This is a genomic window from Spirabiliibacterium mucosae (assembly GCF_014884965.1).
In the GTDB taxonomy this organism is placed as follows: Bacteria; Pseudomonadota; Gammaproteobacteria; order Enterobacterales; family Pasteurellaceae; genus Spirabiliibacterium; species Spirabiliibacterium mucosae.
Genome location: NZ_JABTBO010000006.1, coordinates 83,937 through 102,850 on the forward strand (window position 1 = coordinate 83,937; position 18,914 = coordinate 102,850).

14 protein-coding genes and 1 pseudogene are annotated in these 18,914 nt (G+C 51.1%); 12 read left to right on the forward strand and 3 right to left on the reverse strand.

Features of this window, described 5'->3' with window-relative positions; genetic code table 11:
- Nucleotides 1-1,459, reverse strand: a pseudogene (gene cls, locus HPC37_RS03490) (cardiolipin synthase).
- Between the two features lie 36 nt (nucleotides 1,460-1,495).
- Here cls and HPC37_RS03495 point away from each other — a divergent pair.
- Together HPC37_RS03495 and ypfJ are read left to right on the forward strand one after the other, a co-directional pair.
- Nucleotides 1,496-2,164, forward strand: coding sequence for a TIGR01621 family pseudouridine synthase (locus tag HPC37_RS03495; protein WP_208121835.1), 669 nt, complete (start codon nucleotides 1,496-1,498; stop codon nucleotides 2,162-2,164).
- 2 nt (nucleotides 2,165-2,166) lie between these two features.
- A complete protein-coding gene (ypfJ, locus tag HPC37_RS03500; protein WP_208121836.1) occupies nucleotides 2,167-3,003 on the forward strand; it encodes a KPN_02809 family neutral zinc metallopeptidase in 837 nt (278 codons plus the stop codon).
- 11 nt (nucleotides 3,004-3,014) lie between these two features.
- Here the strand turns inward: ypfJ and HPC37_RS03505 are convergent, their stop codons facing one another.
- Entirely contained in the window at nucleotides 3,015-4,871 is a 1,857-nt protein-coding gene (locus tag HPC37_RS03505) for an ABC transporter ATP-binding protein (protein WP_208121851.1), read from the reverse strand.
- Nucleotides 4,871-5,800, reverse strand: coding sequence for a tRNA 2-thiocytidine(32) synthetase TtcA (ttcA, locus tag HPC37_RS03510; protein ID WP_208121837.1), 930 nt, complete (start codon nucleotides 5,798-5,800; stop codon nucleotides 4,871-4,873). Before ttcA ends, HPC37_RS03505 begins: the two co-directional genes overlap by 1 nt.
- A 142-nt stretch (nucleotides 5,801-5,942) precedes the next feature.
- Between ttcA and HPC37_RS11170 the strand changes: the two genes are divergently transcribed.
- The 10 genes from HPC37_RS11170 to HPC37_RS03550 all read left to right on the forward strand — a co-directional run.
- Nucleotides 5,943-7,106, forward strand: a complete 1,164-nt coding sequence (locus tag HPC37_RS11170) for a polysaccharide deacetylase family protein (protein ID WP_208121838.1) — start codon at nucleotides 5,943-5,945, stop codon at nucleotides 7,104-7,106.
- Between the two features lie 87 nt (nucleotides 7,107-7,193).
- Nucleotides 7,194-8,522: a chromosome partition protein MukF gene (mukF, locus tag HPC37_RS03520; protein WP_208121839.1), complete on the forward strand. Its 1,329-nt coding sequence runs from the start codon at nucleotides 7,194-7,196 to the stop codon at nucleotides 8,520-8,522.
- A 14-nt stretch (nucleotides 8,523-8,536) separates the two neighbouring features.
- Complete coding sequence (mukE, locus tag HPC37_RS03525; protein WP_208121840.1) at nucleotides 8,537-9,280, forward strand: chromosome partition protein MukE; 744 nt, start codon at nucleotides 8,537-8,539, stop codon at nucleotides 9,278-9,280.
- Nucleotides 9,280-13,758: a chromosome partition protein MukB gene (mukB, locus tag HPC37_RS03530; protein WP_208121841.1), complete on the forward strand. Its 4,479-nt coding sequence runs from the start codon at nucleotides 9,280-9,282 to the stop codon at nucleotides 13,756-13,758. The genes mukE and mukB overlap by 1 nt, the downstream gene beginning before the upstream one ends.
- Nucleotides 13,759-13,761: 3 nt before the next feature.
- A complete protein-coding gene (locus tag HPC37_RS03535; protein WP_208121842.1) occupies nucleotides 13,762-14,637 on the forward strand; it encodes an EamA/RhaT family transporter in 876 nt (291 codons plus the stop codon).
- Nucleotides 14,637-16,061 (forward strand): exodeoxyribonuclease I, encoded by a 1,425-nt coding sequence (sbcB, locus tag HPC37_RS03540; RefSeq protein ID WP_208121843.1) that lies wholly within the window; start codon nucleotides 14,637-14,639, stop codon nucleotides 16,059-16,061. Before HPC37_RS03535 ends, sbcB begins: the two co-directional genes overlap by 1 nt.
- A gap of 60 nt (nucleotides 16,062-16,121) precedes the next feature.
- Complete coding sequence (locus tag HPC37_RS10880; RefSeq protein ID WP_282435389.1) at nucleotides 16,122-16,880, forward strand: DEAD/DEAH box helicase family protein; 759 nt, start codon at nucleotides 16,122-16,124, stop codon at nucleotides 16,878-16,880.
- Between the two features lie 38 nt (nucleotides 16,881-16,918).
- On the forward strand, nucleotides 16,919-17,647 hold the full coding sequence (locus tag HPC37_RS11060; protein ID WP_282435390.1) for a DEAD/DEAH box helicase family protein: 729 nt from the start codon (nucleotides 16,919-16,921) through the stop codon (nucleotides 17,645-17,647).
- 95 nt (nucleotides 17,648-17,742) lie between these two features.
- Nucleotides 17,743-18,474: a type I restriction-modification enzyme R subunit C-terminal domain-containing protein gene (locus HPC37_RS10885; RefSeq protein WP_235961357.1), complete on the forward strand. Its 732-nt coding sequence runs from the start codon at nucleotides 17,743-17,745 to the stop codon at nucleotides 18,472-18,474.
- Between the two features lie 3 nt (nucleotides 18,475-18,477).
- Nucleotides 18,478-18,914: type I restriction-modification system subunit M N-terminal domain-containing protein (locus HPC37_RS03550; protein WP_208121844.1), on the forward strand; the 437-nt coding region annotated here is incomplete at its 3' end.

Genomic DNA, 18,914 nt, shown 5'->3' on the forward strand with positions numbered 1-18,914 from the left:
CTACAACAACGGGCTAAACAAGAAGCAGACGCGTTCGAGTAGGCGTTGGTGGAGGGGGCGCTTGGCCCAGTGTTGCGCGTTGAGCAGGTGCGATTGGGTGATGTAGCGTTGTTGCAGTTGGTCAACCTCATCGCCAAAGCGCAAGTCGTCGACAATCATAGTGACTTCAAAATTGAGCATAAAACTACGTGCGTCCATGTTCACGGTGCCCACCAGGGCTAGGCGGCGATCGATTAAAATGCTTTTGGTGTGCAGCAACCCGCCGTCGAATTGGTAGATGTTCACGCCCGCGCTGAGCAATTCGTCAAAAAAAGTGCGGCTGGCCCAATGCACCAGCCAAGAATCGTTTTTCTTCGGCACAATCAGGTTGACCGTCACGCCACGGATGGCGGCGGTGGCCAAGCTGCTGGCAATGGTGTGGCTCGGCACAAAATAGGGCGAGGTGATAGTGATGGACTCGCGCGCAGAGCTAATCGCCAGCAGCAGAGATTGGCTCATCATGCTCTCTGAAAAGCCAGGGCCAGAGGGCAGGATTTGTACGCCGTGGGTGTCGCTCGGTTGTTGTGGTTTTAGTGGGCATTGCGGCAGCAAATGGATCGCGTTGCCGGTTTCCATCTGCCAGTCTAGGTTGTGAATGCCTTGCAAAATCAGCCCCACCGGCCCTTGCATACGCACCATGATATCAACCCATTGCCCCACGTTGCGATCGGCTTTGAAATAGAGCGGGTCAACCATATTCATGCTGCCAGTGTAGGCCACAAAATCGTCAATCACCACAATTTTGCGATGTTGGCGCAAATCGGCGCGGCGGAAGAACATCCGAATCAAATTAGCGTGCAGCGCCTCTTCAATATGAATCCCACGGCTGCGCATTTGTCGGCAGCGGCGGCTGGCTAAAAAGGCCTTGCTGCCGACAGAATCCAGCAGCAGTTGCACCTTCACGCCGCGCGCAACCGCACTTTCTAACGCGCGGTTAATCTCTTCCACCCAGCCACGCTGCGCCCAGATGTAAAACGTCATTGAAATGCTGTGTTGCGCGCGTTCAATGTCTGCAATCAGGCTTTCAAAAATCGCGCTGGGCGTGTTGAGAATATGTAGCTCATTGCCCAACACGCAGGGGATGCCAAGGGCTTTGCGGCACAAGGCAAAGAGCGGTTTGAAGCGCAAATGCTCATGGCGCAAGGTGAGGTTGGAGCACTCATCAAAGCTGTGAAACCACTGCTGATAAAGCGGTGTGAGCTTTTTAAAGGTTTCTGCCCGGCGGCGGCCAAGCTTGATTTCGCCTAAAATTAAATACGCGATAATCCCAAAAATCGGGATCATAAAATAATCAAAACCACGCCAATGTCACCGACACGGCTTGTTTTTTAAACGCCAAACGCGCGGTGATGCCAATGCCGAGCACCCAAATGGTGGTGGGGATTAAAATGCTTAAAATTTGCGAAAGCGAGCTATTCATACTATATTTGATCTTTAATTACAGCGAAGGTGGAGTATGACAACATCTTTTCGTATTGTCTATCAACATCCGCAATTCTTGGTGTTGGACAAACCGCCTGGGCTTTCGGTTCACAAAGACGACAACGCCACAGGCTTGCTCGAGCAAGTTGCAAAAGAGCTTGGCGTGGCCAAATTGTGGCTGGTACACCGCTTGGACAAAGCCACCTCGGGTGCGCTAATTTTAGCAAAATCGGCGCAAAGTGCGGCGCAATTCCAGCAACTTTTTGCCCAAAAGGCGATAGTTAAGCATTATATCGCACTCGCCAAAGGCAAGCCAAAGAAAAAGCAAGGCTGGGTGATTGGGGATATGCAAAAAGCGCGCAATGGCGCCTATCGCCTAAGCTTGGGGCGAGAAAACCCCGCCGTGACGCGCTTTGAAAGTGTTTCGCTGGCACCGCATTTGCGCTTTTATCACCTGATGCCGCAAACCGGCAAAACGCACCAATTACGCGTGGCGATGAAAAGCCTCAGCGTGCCTATTTTGGGCGACGCACGCTATGGCGGTGAGGCCGCTGACCGCACTTATTTGCATGCCTATTGCTTGCAATTTGCGTATAATGGGCAAACAATTGACGTGCGCTGCGCGCCGACGTGCGGCGAGCATTTTCAAACGCCAGCCGTGCAGCAGGCGATAGCGCAACTGGATATAACATTGATGAGGTAATTATGCGTTGGAGAGGAAGACGAGAAAGCGGCAATATTGATGACCGCCGCGGCCAAGGTGGTGGCTTTATTGGCGGGGGCAAAGGCGGCATTGTGGGGCTCATCATCGTGCTGGTGGGGGCTTATTATGGCGTGGATTTATCTGGCCTTGTGGGCGGCTTTGAAGGCGAGGAGCAAACGCAAAACTACACCCCAAGCGCGCAAGAGCAAGAGCTGGCTAGCTTTTCAAAAGTGGTGCTGGCGGATACCGAAGATGTGTGGGGCAAATATTTCAACCAGCTAGGCGAGCGCTACACGCCGCCGACCATGGTGCTTTACACCCGCGCAACACAAACCGCTTGCGGCACAGGCCAGGCGGCGATGGGGCCGTTTTATTGCCCAGAAGATCACCGTGTATATCTCGATTTGTCGTTTTATCAAGACATGCAGCACAAGCTTAAAGCCTCAGGCGACGCGGCTTTTGCCTATGTTATCGCCCATGAAGTAGGCCACCATGTGCAAAATTTGCTCGGCATTTTGCCGAAAGCACACCAAGCGATGCAGCGCAGTGGCAGCAAAACGGCGGCGAATCAAATCTCGGTGAAAATTGAGCTGCAAGCCGACTGCTTTGCCGGCGTGTGGGGCCATTATGCCAATGAACAAGGCATTATGGAGCCAGGTGATTTGGAAGAGGCGTTCAACGCAGCCCAAGCGGTGGGCGATGACCGCTTACAAAAACAAAGCCAAGGCTACGTGGTGCCTGACAGCTTCACTCACGGCAGCGCCAAGCAGCGTATGTACTGGCTCAAGCGCGGGTTAGACAGCGGCGATATCCGCCAGTGCAATACCTTTGATAGCTAATTAAAGTGCGGTTAACCGCACTTTTCCTTTTCGTCTTCGGCCAAAAAGCCACCGCTTTGGTGGGCCCACAGTTTGGCGTAAACGCCATTTTGCGCCAGTAGCTCGCTGTGGCTGCCTTGCTCGATGATTTGCCCTTTGTCCATCACAATCAGCCTGTCCATGGCGGCGATGGTGGACAGGCGGTGGGCGATGGCGATCACGGTTTTGCCTTGCATCAGTTTTTCGAGATTTTCTTGAATGGCAATTTCCACCTCGCTGTCGAGTGCGCTGGTGGCCTCGTCGAGCAGCAAAATCGGTGCGTCTTTTAGCATCACGCGGGCGATGGCAATCCGCTGGCGTTGGCCGCCAGAGAGCTTCACGCCGCGCTCGCCCACGTGGGCGTCATAGCCAGTGCGCCCTTGCGCGTCGCTCAATTGTGGGATAAAGCTGTCGGCGGCGGCTTTTTGCGCTGCAAGCTGCATTTGCGCGTCGCTGGCATCCGGGCGGCCGTAGATGATATTTTCCCGCACGGAGCGGTGGAGCAGCGAGGTGTCTTGCGTCACCAGCCCAATTTGCGCGCGCAGGCTCTCTTGGGTCACGGCGTTGATGTTTTGCCCGTCGATTAAAATCTCCCCTCCGTTGACGTCATAAAAGCGCAGCAGTAAGTTGGTCAGCGTCGATTTGCCCGCACCTGAGCGCCCAACCAAGCCCACTTTTTCGCCCGGTTTGATGTGCAAATTGAAATGTGAAAGCAAAGTGCGGTTAGCGCCGTAGTTAAAGCTGACATCGTTGAATTGAATGTCGCCCCCGCGCACCACCAGTGGCTTGGCATCAGGGGCGTCTACGACTGTGTGGGGCTTGCTTAAGGTGGTGATGCCGTCTTTTACGGTGCCGAGGTTTTCAAACAAGCGCGCCGCCTCCCACATCATCCAGTGCGACAGGCCGTTAACGCGCAGCGCCATGGCGGTGGCGGCGGCAATCACGCCGACGTTGACCGCACTTTGATACCACAGCCACACGCCAATGGCAGCCGTGGCGGCGGCCAACGAGGTGTTTAAAATATGGTTGCACACCTCCAAGCGGCTGACCAAGCGCATTTGCGCATGCACGGTGAGCATAAACGATTGCATCGAGTCTTTGGCGTAGTGCGATTCCCGCTGGCCGTGGGAGAAGAGCTTGACGGTGGCAATGTTGGCATAGGCATCGGTTACGCGCCCTGTCATCATCGAGCGTGCGTCGGCCTGTGCGCTGGCGGTTTGCGCCAAGCGTGGGACGAAGTAGATCATCATCAGCGTAAAGAGCAGCAACCAGCAGACAAAGGGCACGATCAGCCAGCCGTCAAATTGCAGCAAAATCACGCCGCTGGAGATAAAATAAACCGCGACATAGACCACCATGTCGGCAAAAACCATCACGGTGTCGCGCACAGCAAGTGCGGTTTGCATCACTTTGGCGGAGACGCGGCCGGCAAATTCGTCTTGATAAAAAGCTAAACTTTGCCCCAGCATCAAGCGGTGGAAGTTCCAACGCAGCCGCATCGGGAAGGTGCCTTGCAAGGTTTGAAATTGGATCAAGCTTTTTAAACCCAACCAAATCGGGCTAAGGGCTAGCATGATGCCAATTGCCCACAAGCTTGTGCTGTGCTGGCTTAAAAAGTTCTCAGGGGTGGATTGCCCCAACCAATCGACCAATAATCCCATGATTTTAAATAGCAGCGCGGAGAAAATCCCCATGCCAGTGTTGAGGATAATCAGCGCCAAAAGCCAGCCGCGCAGTCCTTTTAAACCTGCCCAGATAAAAGACAACACGCCAGCGTTGGGCGTTTGGGGCGGGCTGTCGGGGTAGGGGTCAATGCGGCGTTCAAAAAAGCCAAACAGACGGTTGAACATCACTCCACCGCCTTAATCATAATTTCGCCCTCAGCGCGGTATTCGGCTTGCTCGTCATCAACAAAAGGGGCAAAGTGCGGTTTGTCAAAGGCGATATCACCTTCGCCCTCCAATACGCTGCCCTGGGTGAGGCTCGTGAACGGGAAGTGGCGCGTATCGCACAGGTGTGACAACGTCACGTTTTGCATCGCGCGGAACATACTTTCCAGCCTGCCTGGGTGGGATCTATCCCAGCCTTGTAGCATTTCTTTCACCACTTGGCGTTGTAAATTCGGCTGTGAGCCGCACAAGTTGCACGGGATAATGGGGAACTGCTTAATCTCGGCATAACGCACAATGTCCTTTTCTTTGCAATACGCCAGTGGCCGGATGACGATGTGCTTGCCGTCGTCGCTGAGCAGTTTTGGCGGCATGCTTTTCATCTGCCCGCCATAAAACATATTCAAGAACAGCGTTTCGAGCATGTCGTCACGGTGGTGGCCAAGTGCGATTTTGCTCGCGCCCAGCTCAGTGGCCGTGCGGTATAAAATCCCGCGGCGCAGGCGTGAGCACAGTGAACAGGTGGTTTTGCCCTCGGGGATCTTCTCTTTGACGATGCCGTAAGTGTTTTCTTCAACAATGCGGTAGTCCACGCCGATGCTCTCTAAATAGCGTGGCAACACCTCTTCAGGGAAGCCTGGCTGCTTTTGGTCAAGGTTGACGGCAACAATGTCGAAATGAATCGGCGCATTGAGGCGCAAATTGAGCAAAATATCGAGCAAGGTGTAGCTGTCTTTGCCGCCAGAGAGGCACACCATCACTTTGTCGCCGTCTTCAATCATATTGAAATCAGCAATCGCGTTGCCCACGTTGCGGCGAAGGCGTTTGTGGAGTTTGTTGGCGTTGTAGTTGGCTTTGCGTTGTTGGCTCATTGAGGTTGTATCATGCATAAAATTGGCCTGAAAAATCAAAATTGCGCATAGGATACTGGCTAATGGCGCGTTTTGCTAGTCTTTGGCGGGATTTTGCCTAGTTTTTAACGCCAAAAGCGCTTATAATTCCACGCTTATGTTCAATCATGAGAGGATCACCGTGTCATTCACCGCGCTCAACCGCACTTTGGCTTTTGCCGCTGCCTTTGCAGTAGGCACCATCGCGCAAGCCGCCCAATGCCCGATCAGCACAAGCTTGCTGGGCAAAACGGTGCAAGTCGGTGAAATTTTAAACGGCCAAGCGCTGCGCGTGCGCGCACCAAGCAACGACGGCAAGGTGGCGATCGCCTTTGGCAACACGCTGGGCTTTGTGCCGCAATCCTGCGTTGGCCAGTTGCCAGAGCGTGATCACACCCGCAAGGTGACTGATTATGTCATCACCCGCACCGCGGCGGTGATCTATCAAAAAGCCGATCGCCAATCAAGCAAGCTGGCGCGCCTTGACGCGGGGCTGCGTTACCCGATTATGGGCAAAGCGCAAGGGGAGTTTTATCCCGTTCAGCTCGGTGGGCGTGAGGCGTTTATTGAGAAAAGTGCGGTCGAGCTGGATAAAGGCGTGCCAGTGTTGACCTATCACCACCTGCTCAAAGAGCAGGAAAACACCCGCTTTCAGCGCACCTCCACCACCACTTCGGTGCGCGCGTTCAAGCACCAAATGCAGCTGATTAAATCACTCGGTTATCGCACCATTTCGCTCTATGACCTTGAGGGTTATCTGCAAGCCAGCGAAAACTTGCCCGACAAAGTGGTGGTGCTGACGTTCGACGACGGGCTGGAATCCGTCCACCGTTATGCTTACCCCATTTTGAAAGCGCTGGATATGCGCGCGGTGATTTTTATGATCACCTCGCGGATTAAATACACCCCGCAAAAGTGGGATCCAGAGCATTTGCAGTTCATCAACCGCAAGGATTTGCGCAAAATGCAAGACGTGTTTGACGTGCAAAGCCACACCCACTTTTTGCACCGCTATTCCAAGCTGCGGCCGGTGATTTTTCAGCGCAATTATCACAATATTTTCATGGATTTTAAACGTGCGCGCCAAATTTTGCACGCCTTCAACCCGCGGGCCGATTATTTAGCCTATCCATTTGGGGCACACACCGAAACCGCCCGCCAAGCGGCGCGTGATCTTGGCATTCGCATGGCGTTCACCACCAAAATAGGCAAAGTGCGATTTGGCGACGATCCTTATCAGCTTAAACGTTTGTATTTAATGAAAAACGACAGCGACAGTTATATTCTTGAAAAATTGCGGGATTAATTGGGCTTTTTGGGCTGTTGTTGGGTGAAATTTAAGTTATAATTAAACACTTTAATAGACCTTGATCCCACTACGCGAGTTGATTTTATGACAGACACAGCGCAAACCATCCCCGAACTGGTGAATTGGGCCAAACAGCGTGAGTTCTCCTTGCAACTTTCCACCGAGCGGTTGGCGTTTTTGCTCTCCATCGCGATTTACAACAACGAGCGCATCGACGGCGAGATGATTGAGCACGATCTCTTCGATCTTTTCCGCCTTGTGTCACAAAACTTTGGCCAATCGGACGACACCGTCACTCAGCGCGCTAACAATGCCATCAATGAGCTGGTCAAACAGCGCTTTTTAAACCGCTTTAGCAGCGAGTTCACCGAGGGGCTGTCGATTTATCGCCTCACGCCACTGGGCGTGGGCGTGTCGGATTACTACATTCGCCAGCGTGAGTTTTCCACCTTGCGCCTGTCGGTTCAGCTTTCCATCGTGGCCGATGAAATTCAGCGTGCCTCCAGCGCCGCCGAAGAAGACGGCGACGAACTCCACTGGCGGCGTAATGTTTATGCGCCACTGAAATACTCGGTGGCGGAGATTTTTGACAGTATCGATCTCTCCCAGCGGATTATGGATGAAAACCAGCAGGGGATTAAGGACCAAATCGCACAATTATTAACCCAAGATTGGCAAACCGCACTTTCAAGCTGCGAACAATTGCTTGATGAAACCTCAGGCAATCTGCGCGAGCTGCAAGACACCTTGAATGCCGCCGGCGACAAGCTGCAAGCGCAACTGCTGCGCATTCAAGATTGCATTATTGGCCGCGATGATCTCGATTTTGTGGCGCAATTGGTGGTGAATTTGCAAGCCAAGCTTGACCGCATTATCAGCTGGGGGCAACAGGCGATTGACTTGTGGATTGGCTACGACCGCCATGTGCACAAATTCATCCGCACCGCCATTGATATGGACAAAAACCGCGTGTTCTCCCGCCGGCTGCGTCAATCCATTCACAACTATTTTGATGCCCCGTGGCATTTGTGGGTGGCCAACGCCCAACGGCTGGTGGATTTGCGTGACGAAGAGGCCGTGCTCAGTGAAGAAGACGCCCTCGGTGAGCTGCCAACGGAGCTCGAATTTGAGTCATTAGCCGATGTGCACGAGCACATTGTTGAACAAATGCAAACACTGTTGATTGGCTACCGCGAGGGTGAAAAGCCGATCGATTTAGGCCAGATTTTGCGCGAGCAATTGGCCGCGCAGCCGCTGTCGCGTCATTTTGATGTGGCGCGCATTATTGTTGACCAAGCCATCAAGCTTGGCATGGCCAGTGAAGATTTATCCGCGCTGCACACGCCAGCGTGGCAAAACGTGAATGACTACGGCGCACAAGTGCAAGCGCACGTGATCGATAAATATAAATAAGCAAGGTTTTTGAGATGAACAGTGAAAACACCCAAAACGACGTGATGCCCGTGAAATTATCTCAGGCAATTGCTAACCCGCTTTTCCCGGCCGTTGACAGCCAATTGCGCGCTGGGCGCCACATCAGCGTGGATGATTTGGACAACCACGCCTTTTTGATGGATTTCCAATTTGAGCTTGAGCAGTTTTATCGCCGCTACAACGTGGAGCTGATCCGCGCGCCAGAGGGCTTTTTCTACCTGCGGCCAAAAGCCACCACCTTGATTTCGCGCAGTGTGCTCTCTGAGCTGGAAATGCTGGTGGGCAAAGTGCTGTGTTATCTCTACCTCAGCCCAGAACGCTTGGCGCAGCAGGGCATTTTCAGCAATGAAGAGGTCTATGACGAATTATTAAACCTTGCCGATGAAGCCAAATTGCTCAAAGCAGTCAACCAGCGCTCATCGGGCTCGGATTTAGACAAACAAAAACTCGCCGAGCGCACCCGCGCCGCGCTTAATCGTTTAAAACGCCTTGGCATGATCACCACCGTAGGTGACCAATACAGCGGCAAATTTGTGATTTCTGAAGCCGTGTTCCGCTTTGGGGCGGAAGTGCGCGCCGGCGACGACCCACTTGAGGCGCAAGCACGATTGCTGCGCGACGGTGAAATTGCCACGCCACAGTCTTTAGCGCAAAGCGAAGGTGACGATAACAACGTGGATGAAGATGACAACAGCGCCAATTTAGCCAATGACGACAAGCTTGAGGATGATGAATAATGGAACAGTTTGAGCAAAATAGTGACAACGTAACAACCAATGCCAATCCATTTGCCCTTGAGCGTGACCTCCCGCGTGGCAAATTCCGCGCATTAACACTGATTAACTGGAACGGCTTTTTTGCCCGCACCTTTGATTTGGATGCCTTGGTCACCACGCTGTCAGGCGGTAACGGCGCCGGGAAATCCACCACCATGGCAGGCTTTGTCACCGCATTAATCCCCGATTTAACTTTGCTGCATTTTCGCAATACCACCGAGGCCGGCGCCAGCGGTGGCTCGCGCGACAAAGGCCTGCACGGTAAGCTGCGCCCAGGCGTGTGTTATGCCGCCATCGATGCGCTCAACTCACGCCAGCAGCGCGTGCTGGTGGGTGTACGGCTGCAACAAATTGCTGGACGAGATAAAAAGGTGGATATCAAGCCGTTTTCCGTCCAAGGCTTGAGTTTGGACGTGGATTTGACCGCACTTTTCACCCAAGCGGTGAACGACAAACAAGCGCGCGTGCTCACTTTGCAAGAGCTCAAAGAGCGCTGCGACGGGCAAGATGTGCAGTTCAAGCAATATAACTCAGTGACGGATTATCACTCCATGATGTTTGAGCTGGGGTTGTTGCCAAAACGCCTGCGATCAGCCTCAGACCGCAGCAAATTTTATAAATTGATTGAAGCCTCGCTGTATGGCGGGATTTCCAGCGCCATCACGCGCTCGTTGCGTGATTATTTGCTGCCAGAAAATTTAGGCGTGCGCAAAGCGTTTCAAGACATGGAAGCGGCACTGCGTGAAAACCGCATGACGCTTGAGGCTATCAAAGTCACGCAATCGGATCGCGATTTGTTCAAACATTTGATTAATGAATCCACCGCCTATGTGGCATCAGATTATATGCGCAACGCTAACGAGCGGCGCACCAATGTCGACATCGCGCTCAATTTCCGCCACAACTTGTTCAAAGCCAAAGCAGATTTGCTCAACGCGCAGCAACGGGTGGTGGATTATGCCCGTGAGGCGCAAGAGTTGAGCGAAGCGCAAGAGCGGCTTGAGATTGACCACCAAAGTGCGGTCGACCAGCTCAATTTGGTGCAAAATGCCGTGCGTCATCAAGATAAAATCAACCGCTACCAAGAAGAAGTGCAAACCCTGCGCGAAAAACTTGAAGAGCAGCAACTGGTGGTGGAAACCGCACGCGAAGCGGTGGAAGAGGCGCAAATGCAGCTTGAGCAAAGCGACAACGACGTTGAAGCGGTGCGCAACCAGCTGGCGGATTATCAAGAAGCACTCAACGCGCAGCAAACCAAAGCGGTGCAATTCCAACAAGCGCAAAAAGCGATGGAGCGCGCCCAAACCGTGTGCGGGCTGCCGGAGTTGTCGCTGAAAAACCTCGATCAATACAGCGATGAATTTGAAGCGCAAGTGGAGCAGCTCACCGAAAGCGTGCTGGAGCTTGAGCAGAGTTTGTCGGTGGCGAGCGCTGGCCATAACCAGTTTGAAAAAGCCTTTGGGCTTTTAAGCGAGATTGCAGGTGAGGTGGCGCGCGCCAATGCCTACGCCCAGGCCAAAGCGCTGCTAGATGCCTACCCACAACAAAAAGCGATGGCGCAAAGTGCGGTTTCCATCCGCGCGCGGCTCAACGAGCTGGAAAACAAATTAATGGCGCAACAAAGTGCCCGCCAAATGCTCGCGCAGTTTAACCAACGCAGCGGGCTGGATTTGCAAGACGGCCAAGCGCTGGACGACTATTTAACTGAGCAGCAAGATGTGCTTGACGAACTTTCAGCCAATTTGGCGGAATCAGGCGAGGCGCGCTCAAGCCTGCGTGAAAAACGCGAGCAGCTGACCGCACTTTATGCCGAGCAAGAGCGCAAAGCGCCAGCCTGGCTGACTGCGCAATCCGCCCTTGAGCGCGTGCGTGAGCAAAGCGGCCAGGCGTTTGACGACAGCCAAGATGTGATGAACTTTATGCAATTGCAGCTGGAAAAAGAGCGCGAACTGACCTTTGAGCGCGACCAACTGCATGGGCAAAAAACGCAACTCGAGCAGCAAATCAGCCGCCTTAGCCAACCAGATGGCTCGGAAGATGCGCGCCTGAATGTGCTCGCCCAGCGCTTTGACGGCGTGCTGCTCTCGGAGCTTTATGACGACGTGGCGCTTGACGATGCGCCGTATTTCTCCGCGCTTTATGGCCCAGCGCGCCACGCCATTGTGGTGCGAGATTTGGAGGCGGTGAAAAAGCAACTCGCCGAGCTTGAAGACTGCCCAGATGATCTCTATTTGATTGAAGGCGACCCGGCCGCGTTTGACGATAACGTGTTCAGCGCACAAGAGCTTGACGCCGGTGTGGTGGTGCAGGTGAGTGAGCGCGAGGTGCGTTATTCCAAATTCCCAACCGTGCCACTTTTTGGCCGCGCCGCGCGGGAAAAACGCCTTGAAGAGCTACAAGCCGAGCTTGTTGAAGTCAACGAGCGCCACGCGCAATTGGCTTTTGACGTGCAAAAATGCCAACGTCTGCATCAGCACTTGAGTCAATTTGTCGGGTTGCACTTGGCGCTGGCCTTTATGCCAGACCCTGAAGCGCAAATGAAATCGCTGGCCGCGCAACGCAACGACATTGAGCGCGAGATCAACCAACTCACCGCCAGTGAACAGCAAACTCGCAACCAATTAAGCGAAGTGAAAGAGCAAGTGCGGTTGCTAAACAAACTCGCACCGCACTTTGACCTGCTCGCCGACGATGAGCTGACAGAGCAAGTGGAAGAGTACCGCGCGCAGCTGCTTGAAGCCGAAGACGACGTGCAATTTGTCCGCCAATACGGCGCGCAGCTTGAGCAGCTCCAGCCAATTGCCAGCAGCCTGCAAAGCGACCCGCAGCAATTTGAGCGCTTGCAGCAAGATTACGACACCACCCTTGCCCAGCAAAAACGCGCGCAGCAGTGCCTTTATGCACTCTCTGACGTGCAACAGCGCAAACCGCACTTTGCTTATGCCGACCAGCTGCAAAGTGAGGGCTCAACGCTCAACCAACAACTGCGTGAGCGCTTGGAGCAATTGCAAGCTCAGCGCCAAACCCTGCGTGATAGCTTACAGCAAAAACAAAAGGCCTTTGGCGAATACAACCAAGTCAGCATTGCGCTGAAAAGCTCGCTTGATGCGCGCCAAAGCATGCTGCAAGAGTTGCTCTCTGAAATGGACAAAATCGGCGGCCGTGCGGATGCGCAAACCGAGCAGCGCGCGCTCAAACGCCGCGACGAGCTGCACCAACAACTGGCGCAAAATCGCCAGCGCCACAGCTATTTGGAAAAACAATTGGCCCTGCTCGAAGCAGAAGGGGAAAACCTCACCCGCACCATTCGCAAAGTCGAGCGGGATTACCGCACCCAGCGCTCACTGGTGGTGGGTGCAAAAATGAGCTGGTGCGCGGTGCTGCGCTTATCACGCAACAGTGATGTGGAAAAACGCCTTAACAAGCGCGAGCTGGCCTACATGAGCGCCGATGACTTGCGCTCAATGTCGGATAAAGCCCTTGGTGCCTTGCGCACCGCGGTGGCGGATAACGAATACCTGCGCGACAGCCTGCGTCAATCGGAAGACCCACGCAAGCCAGAGAACAAAGTGCGGTTTTTCATTGATGTTTACCAACATCTGCGTGAGCGCATCCGCCAAGATATCATCAAAACCGACGATCCAATCGACGCGATTGAGCAGATGGAAGTGGAGCTTTCTCGCTTGACTGAAGAGCTCACTAACCGCGAGCGCAAGCTGGCGATTTCCAGCGAAAGTGTTGCCAATATCATGCGCAAAACCATTCAGCGCGAGCAAAACCGCATCCGTATGCTCAACCAAGGGCTGCAAAACATTGCCTTCGGCCAGGTGAAGAGCGTGCGCTTGGTGGTGAACATTCGCGACACCCACGCCATTTTGCTCAACGCACTGTCAGGCGAGCAAGAGGAATACCAAGATTTGTTCAACAACCAGCAAATCACCTTCTCCGAAGCGCTAGCCAAGCTCTATCAACGCGTTAATCCGCATATTGATATGGGCCAACGCAGCGCGCAAACCGTGGGTGAAGAGTTGCTGGATTACCGCAACTACCTTGAGCTGGAAGTGGAAGTGTTCCGTGGTGCCGACGGCTGGCTGCGCGCGGAAAGTGGCGCGCTCTCCACCGGTGAGGCGATCGGGACGGGGATGTCGATTTTGCTGATGGTGGTGCAAAGCTGGGAGGAAGAATCTCGCCGCATTCGCGCCAAAGACATCTTGCCATGCCGCTTGTTGTTCCTCGACGAAGCCGCGCGGCTTGATGCGCGCTCGATTTCAACCCTGTTTGAACTGTGCGAGCGGCTGGATATGCAATTGCTGATTGCCGCACCTGAAAACATCAGCCCAGAAAAAGGCACCACCTACAAACTCACGCGGAAAGTGGCCAACAACCACGAATATGTCCACGTGGTGGGCTTGAAAGGCTTTGGCGCGCGGGAAGAGTAGATTATGGCATTTTTATTGATTGCCATTGCTTGCAGCGTGGCGGTGTCGGTCTTTTTAAAACTCGCTCGGCGCAACAACATTGATATCCGCCAGGCGATTGCGTTTAATTACTTGACCGCACTTTTGCTCACCTTTTGGCTGCTCAAGCCTGATCTCAGCGCCGAGCATGTGCAAGCAGCCATGAACCAAGGCGCGGGCGTGTTGCTGCTGGCTTTGGGCATTTTGCTGCCAAGCGTGTTTTTGGTGCTGTTTCGCGCCGTTGAGCGCGCCGGCATTGTACGCACCGATGCCGCGCAACGATTGTCGTTATTTTTGCCGATCATCGCCGCCTTCACGCTTTTTGGTGAGCCACTGGCGGCCACGCGCGTGTTCAGCGTCGCGCTGGCGTTTATTGCGCTGCTTTGCCTGCTCAAGCGCCCTGGGCCATCGTCCAAAAGTCAAAGTGCGGTCATCTTGCTTATTGTGTGGCTGGGCTTTGGCGTGATTGATATTCTGCTTAAACAAGTTTCCAAACTTGGCAGCGCCTTGCCGCTGACATTATTTGCGATTTTCGCCATCGCCGCGTGCGTGATGTTTGCCTATCTGCAAGGCCGCCAGCTGCTCACGGGCATGCGCTGGCAGGGCAAAAGTATGCTTTCAGGCCTGCTGCTTGGCGGCTTGAATTTTATGAACATCTATTTCTACCTGCTTGCTCACCGCACGTTTAGCCAAAACCCAACGCTGGTGTTTGCTGGCATGAACGTAGGTGTGATTTGCCTGGGCAGCTTGATTGGCTTGTGGCTGTTTAAAGAAAAAATGTCGCGCATCAATTTTGCTGGCATCGGCATTGGGATTGTGGCGATTTTGTGCTTATTTTATCTTGACTCATGGGTGGCGTGATGGCGCAACAAACGTTCTTTTTCTATGATTATGAAAGCTTTGGCGTTGACCCCGCGCGCGATCGCCCTGCGCAGTTTGCTGGCATCCGCACCGATTGGGATCTCAACATCATCGGCGAGCCGGTGATGATCTACTGCAAGCAAACCAATGATTACCTGCCGCAGCCTGAAGCCGTGCTGGTTACAGGCATCACGCCGCAACAATGCAACCAAGCTGGCCTCGACGAACCGCACTTTGCCAAAGTAATTCTCGACGAATTCAGCCAGCCCAACACCTGCGTGGTGGGCTACAACAACATTCGTTTCGACGATGAAATGACGCGCTACACCTTTTTCCGCAATTTTATCGACCCGTATGAATACAGCTGGCAAAACGGCAACTCCCGCTGGGATTTGCTCGATCTTGTGCGCGCCTGCCATGCGCTGCGCCCCGAGGGCATCAACTGGGTTTATGACGACAACGGCCTGCCGAGCTTTCGCCTTGAACTGCTGACCAAAGCCAACGGCATTGCCCATGAAAACGCCCACGATGCGATGGCTGATGTGTACGCCACCATTGCCATCGCCAAGCTGATTAAAACGCGCCAGCCGCGCTTGTTTGACTTCTTCCTCAATTTGCGCAGCAAAAGTGCGGTCAACAAGTTGATTGATTTGAAATCCATGACGCCACTGGTGCACGTTTCTGGCATGTTTGGCGCGGCGCGCAATAATATCAGCATCATCGCGCCACTGGCATTCGATCTGCAAAATCAAAATAGAGTTATCTGCTGTGATTTAACTGCCGATATTGACGATCTCTTATGCCTTGATGCCGACACGCTGCGCGAGCGGCTTTACACCCCAAAAGCGGAGCTCGAGGCCCAAGGCATCACTGCCGTGCCACTGAAAGGGGTCCACATCAATAAATGCCCGATTTTAGCGCCACTGAACACAGTGCGACCTGAAACGGCCGAGCGTTTGGCTCTTGACCGCGACGCCTGCCTGGCGAATTGGCAAAAATTGCGCCAAAGCAGTGACATTCGCGACAAAGTCGCCGATATCTTTAATGATGAGCGCAGCTTTGAGCCCGATTTCAATGTGGAAACCGCACTTTATGCTGGCTTTTATAATGACAACGACAAAAACAACCTTGCCATCTTGCGCGAGCTTGCCCCTGAGCAGCTGGCCAACCACAACCTGACTTTTACCGACCCGCGCATCCCAGAGCTGCTGTTTCACTACCGCGCCCGGCACTTTCACGCCAGCCTCAACCGCGGCGAACAACTCAAATGGCAAAAATACCGCCAACAAAAACTCGCCCACGGCATCGATGACTACGCCCAACGTTTGGAGTATTTAATCACCCAACACGCCAACGACCCCGAAAAATCCCAGCTCCTGCAACACGTCCTCGCCCACGTCCAAAGCGTCACACGGGATATTTAATCAAACGCAAAAGCGAAGTATAATAAACAGCAACTTCCGATAATATAGGGTTATGGGAATATGGGTGACGACTTAAAACAAAAATTGAGCGAAGAAGATATCAAGTTACGTTATATCACGCCGGCACTTGATAATAGTGGTTGGAAGAGAGAGCATATCCGAATGGAATATGCTTTTACTGATGGTACTATTCTTCTCAATGGGAAAAAGCCGACTAGAAAAGCTCAAAAACGGGCAGATTATCTGCTTTATTACAAAACGTTAAGCACTAATCAGCCAATTGCTATCGTTGAGGCAAAAGATAATAACCATGGTGTGTCAGACGGCCTACAACAAGCTATAGCTTATGCTAAAATTTTAGATATTCCATTCGCTTATTCATCCAATGGTGATGCTTTTGTTGAATACGATATGACCACGGGCATTGAAAGTATAATTTCTCTTAATGACTTCCCATCCCCTGAAACACTATGGCGTCGTTTCACTCACGCAAAGCAGATTACACCTGAAGTTGAGCGAATCATTTCAACGCCCTATGCGTTTAAACAAGGTGATTTTACACCGCGATATTACCAGTCCATCGCGATAAATAGAACGCTTGAAGCAATTGCTAAAGGACAAAATAGACTATTACTTGTGATGGCAACAGGTACGGGTAAAACCTATACTGCATTTCAAATTATTCATCGCTTGAAATCATCAGGCTTAAAGAAAAAGGTGTTGTTTTTAGCGGATAGGAATATCTTGCTAGATCAAACAATGATACAAGATTTTAAGCCTTTTGAACGAATAATGACAAAGGTAAAAACAAGAATTTAGATCCAGCCTATGAGGTCTATCTTGCCCTCTATCAACAGTTGGCTGGAGAGGATGAGGAAGAACCATTTAGACAACTACAACCACAATTTTTTGATCTTATTATTGTTGATGAATGCCATAGAGGGAGTGCTCGGGAAGATTCTCGTTGGCGCAAGGTGTTAGAATATTTCTCTTCAGCAACCCAAATTGGTCTTACAGCAACACCGAAAGCAGATGAAACGGCTAACACATTTGATTATTTTGGTGAACCAATTTATACCTATTCTCTTAAGCAAGGAATTGAAGATGGCTTTCTTGCTCCGTATAAGGTCATTCGATCGCTCATTAATGTTGATGACCATTGGCGACCATCACGAGGTTTACTAGATGATGAAGGCAACGAAATAGAAGATAGAGAATATAATGAGAGAGATTATGATAAAAATATTGTCCTTCAAGACCGCACTTTGCGTGTGGCCAAGCGAATCACTCAATGGTTGAAAGATAATGGGAGAATGTCTAAAGCAATTGTTTTTTGTGTTGGACAAAACCATGCAGAGCGGATGCGCACCCTTTTAGGAAATCTAAATGCGGATATGAAGCAGAAAGACAGCCGTTATATTATGCGCATAACAGGTGATGATGCAGAGGGTAAAAAGCAATTAGAGTATTTTATTAATGAGCATGAGCCATATCCTGTTGTTGCAACCACATCTCAATTGTTAAGTACAGGTGTTGATTGCAAGACAGTTAAACTCATTGTTTTAGATAAAACATTGGATCAATAACAGAGTTTAAACAGATTATTGGGCGTGGAACACGATTAAAAACAGAGCATGGAAAATGGTTTTTCACTATTATGGATTTCAGGGGAAATTGTCGTTTGTTTGCTGATCCTCGATTTGATGGTGATCCACTTGATGTGATTGATGAGAAGCCATCAGGAGAGCCAAATACATCATTTGATGATTCTTCAGTGTTTGAACCAGTTCCAGATTATAATCCGACGACAGATGAAGAGGATTATGATAATAATAAAGGTGCACCCGTAGTTGGGGTGGGCAAGGTTCAAGTAGATATTATTCATGAACGGGTTCAAATTTTGGATCCTACAGGACGATTAATTACAGAAAGTATTAAAGATTATACAAAAAAAACATTACTAAGTAATTACGCTTCGCTGGATGATTTTTTGCAAAATTGGACAAATGCAGCGAAGAGGCAGGCAATCATTGACATTCTAAATGAATCAGGCGTTGGGCTTGATATACTCAAGGAACATGTAAAAAATCCAAATCTTGATGACTTTGATTTGTTGTGCCATATCGCATTTGACAAAAAACCATTAACCCGCAAGGAAAGGGCAGAGAATATTAAGAAAACAGATTATCTAAACCATTATGAAGGTTTAGCGAGAGATGTGTTGTCCAAATTGATTGATTTTTATGCGGACAGAGGTGTTGAAGTAATTGAAAATCCAAAAGTGTTACAAATTTCACCATTTAATAAAATGGGAGATAGCGAAATTATCTCTGCCTTTGGTGGTATGAGTGGCTTTACAACCGCACTTTATGAATTACGACAAAATATTTATTCTAACCAATATATAAGATAATGTATGAGCCTAAATAACTTTGTAAAATCACTGCAAGATAAAATGCGTAACGACGCTGGTGTGAATGGTGATGCCCAACGTATCGAGCAAATGGTGTGGCTACTTTTCCTCAAAGTTTATGACGCCAAAGAAGCACAGTGGGAACTTTATGATGAAAATTATCAATCTATCATTCCTGAACACTTACGTTGGCGAAATTGGGCTGTAGATAATAAAGATGGCGATGCTTTAACGGGAGATGATTTACTCGACTTTGTAAACAATGAATTATTTCCTACTTTGAAATCACTTGATATCAACGAAAATACACCTACTCGTCAAAGTATAGTCAAATTTGTGTTTGAAGATAACAATAATTACATGAAAGATGGTGTGCTTTTGCGTCAAGTGATTAATATCATTGATGAAATTGATTTCAAAAGCTATAAAGAGCGACATGC

What these genes read in the sequence shown, in the direction of transcription:
- mukE (WP_208121840.1), top strand. Translation starts at nt 8,537, where the DNA reads ATGAACAGTGAAAACACCCAAAACGACGTGATGCCCGTGAAATTATCT.
- sbcB (WP_208121843.1), top strand. Translation starts at nt 14,637, where the DNA reads ATGGCGCAACAAACGTTCTTTTTCTATGATTATGAAAGCTTTGGCGTT.
- HPC37_RS03495 (WP_208121835.1), top strand. Translation starts at nt 1,496, where the DNA reads ATGACAACATCTTTTCGTATTGTCTATCAACATCCGCAATTCTTGGTG.
- ttcA (WP_208121837.1), bottom strand. Translation starts at nt 5,800, where the DNA reads ATGCATGATACAACCTCAATGAGCCAACAACGCAAAGCCAACTACAAC.
- HPC37_RS03535 (WP_208121842.1), top strand. Translation starts at nt 13,762, where the DNA reads ATGGCATTTTTATTGATTGCCATTGCTTGCAGCGTGGCGGTGTCGGTC.
- mukF (WP_208121839.1), top strand. Translation starts at nt 7,194, where the DNA reads ATGACAGACACAGCGCAAACCATCCCCGAACTGGTGAATTGGGCCAAA.
- ypfJ (WP_208121836.1), top strand. Translation starts at nt 2,167, where the DNA reads ATGCGTTGGAGAGGAAGACGAGAAAGCGGCAATATTGATGACCGCCGC.
- mukB (WP_208121841.1), top strand. Translation starts at nt 9,280, where the DNA reads ATGGAACAGTTTGAGCAAAATAGTGACAACGTAACAACCAATGCCAAT.
- HPC37_RS10880 (WP_282435389.1), top strand. Translation starts at nt 16,122, where the DNA reads ATGGGTGACGACTTAAAACAAAAATTGAGCGAAGAAGATATCAAGTTA.
- HPC37_RS03505 (WP_208121851.1), bottom strand. Translation starts at nt 4,871, where the DNA reads ATGTTCAACCGTCTGTTTGGCTTTTTTGAACGCCGCATTGACCCCTAC.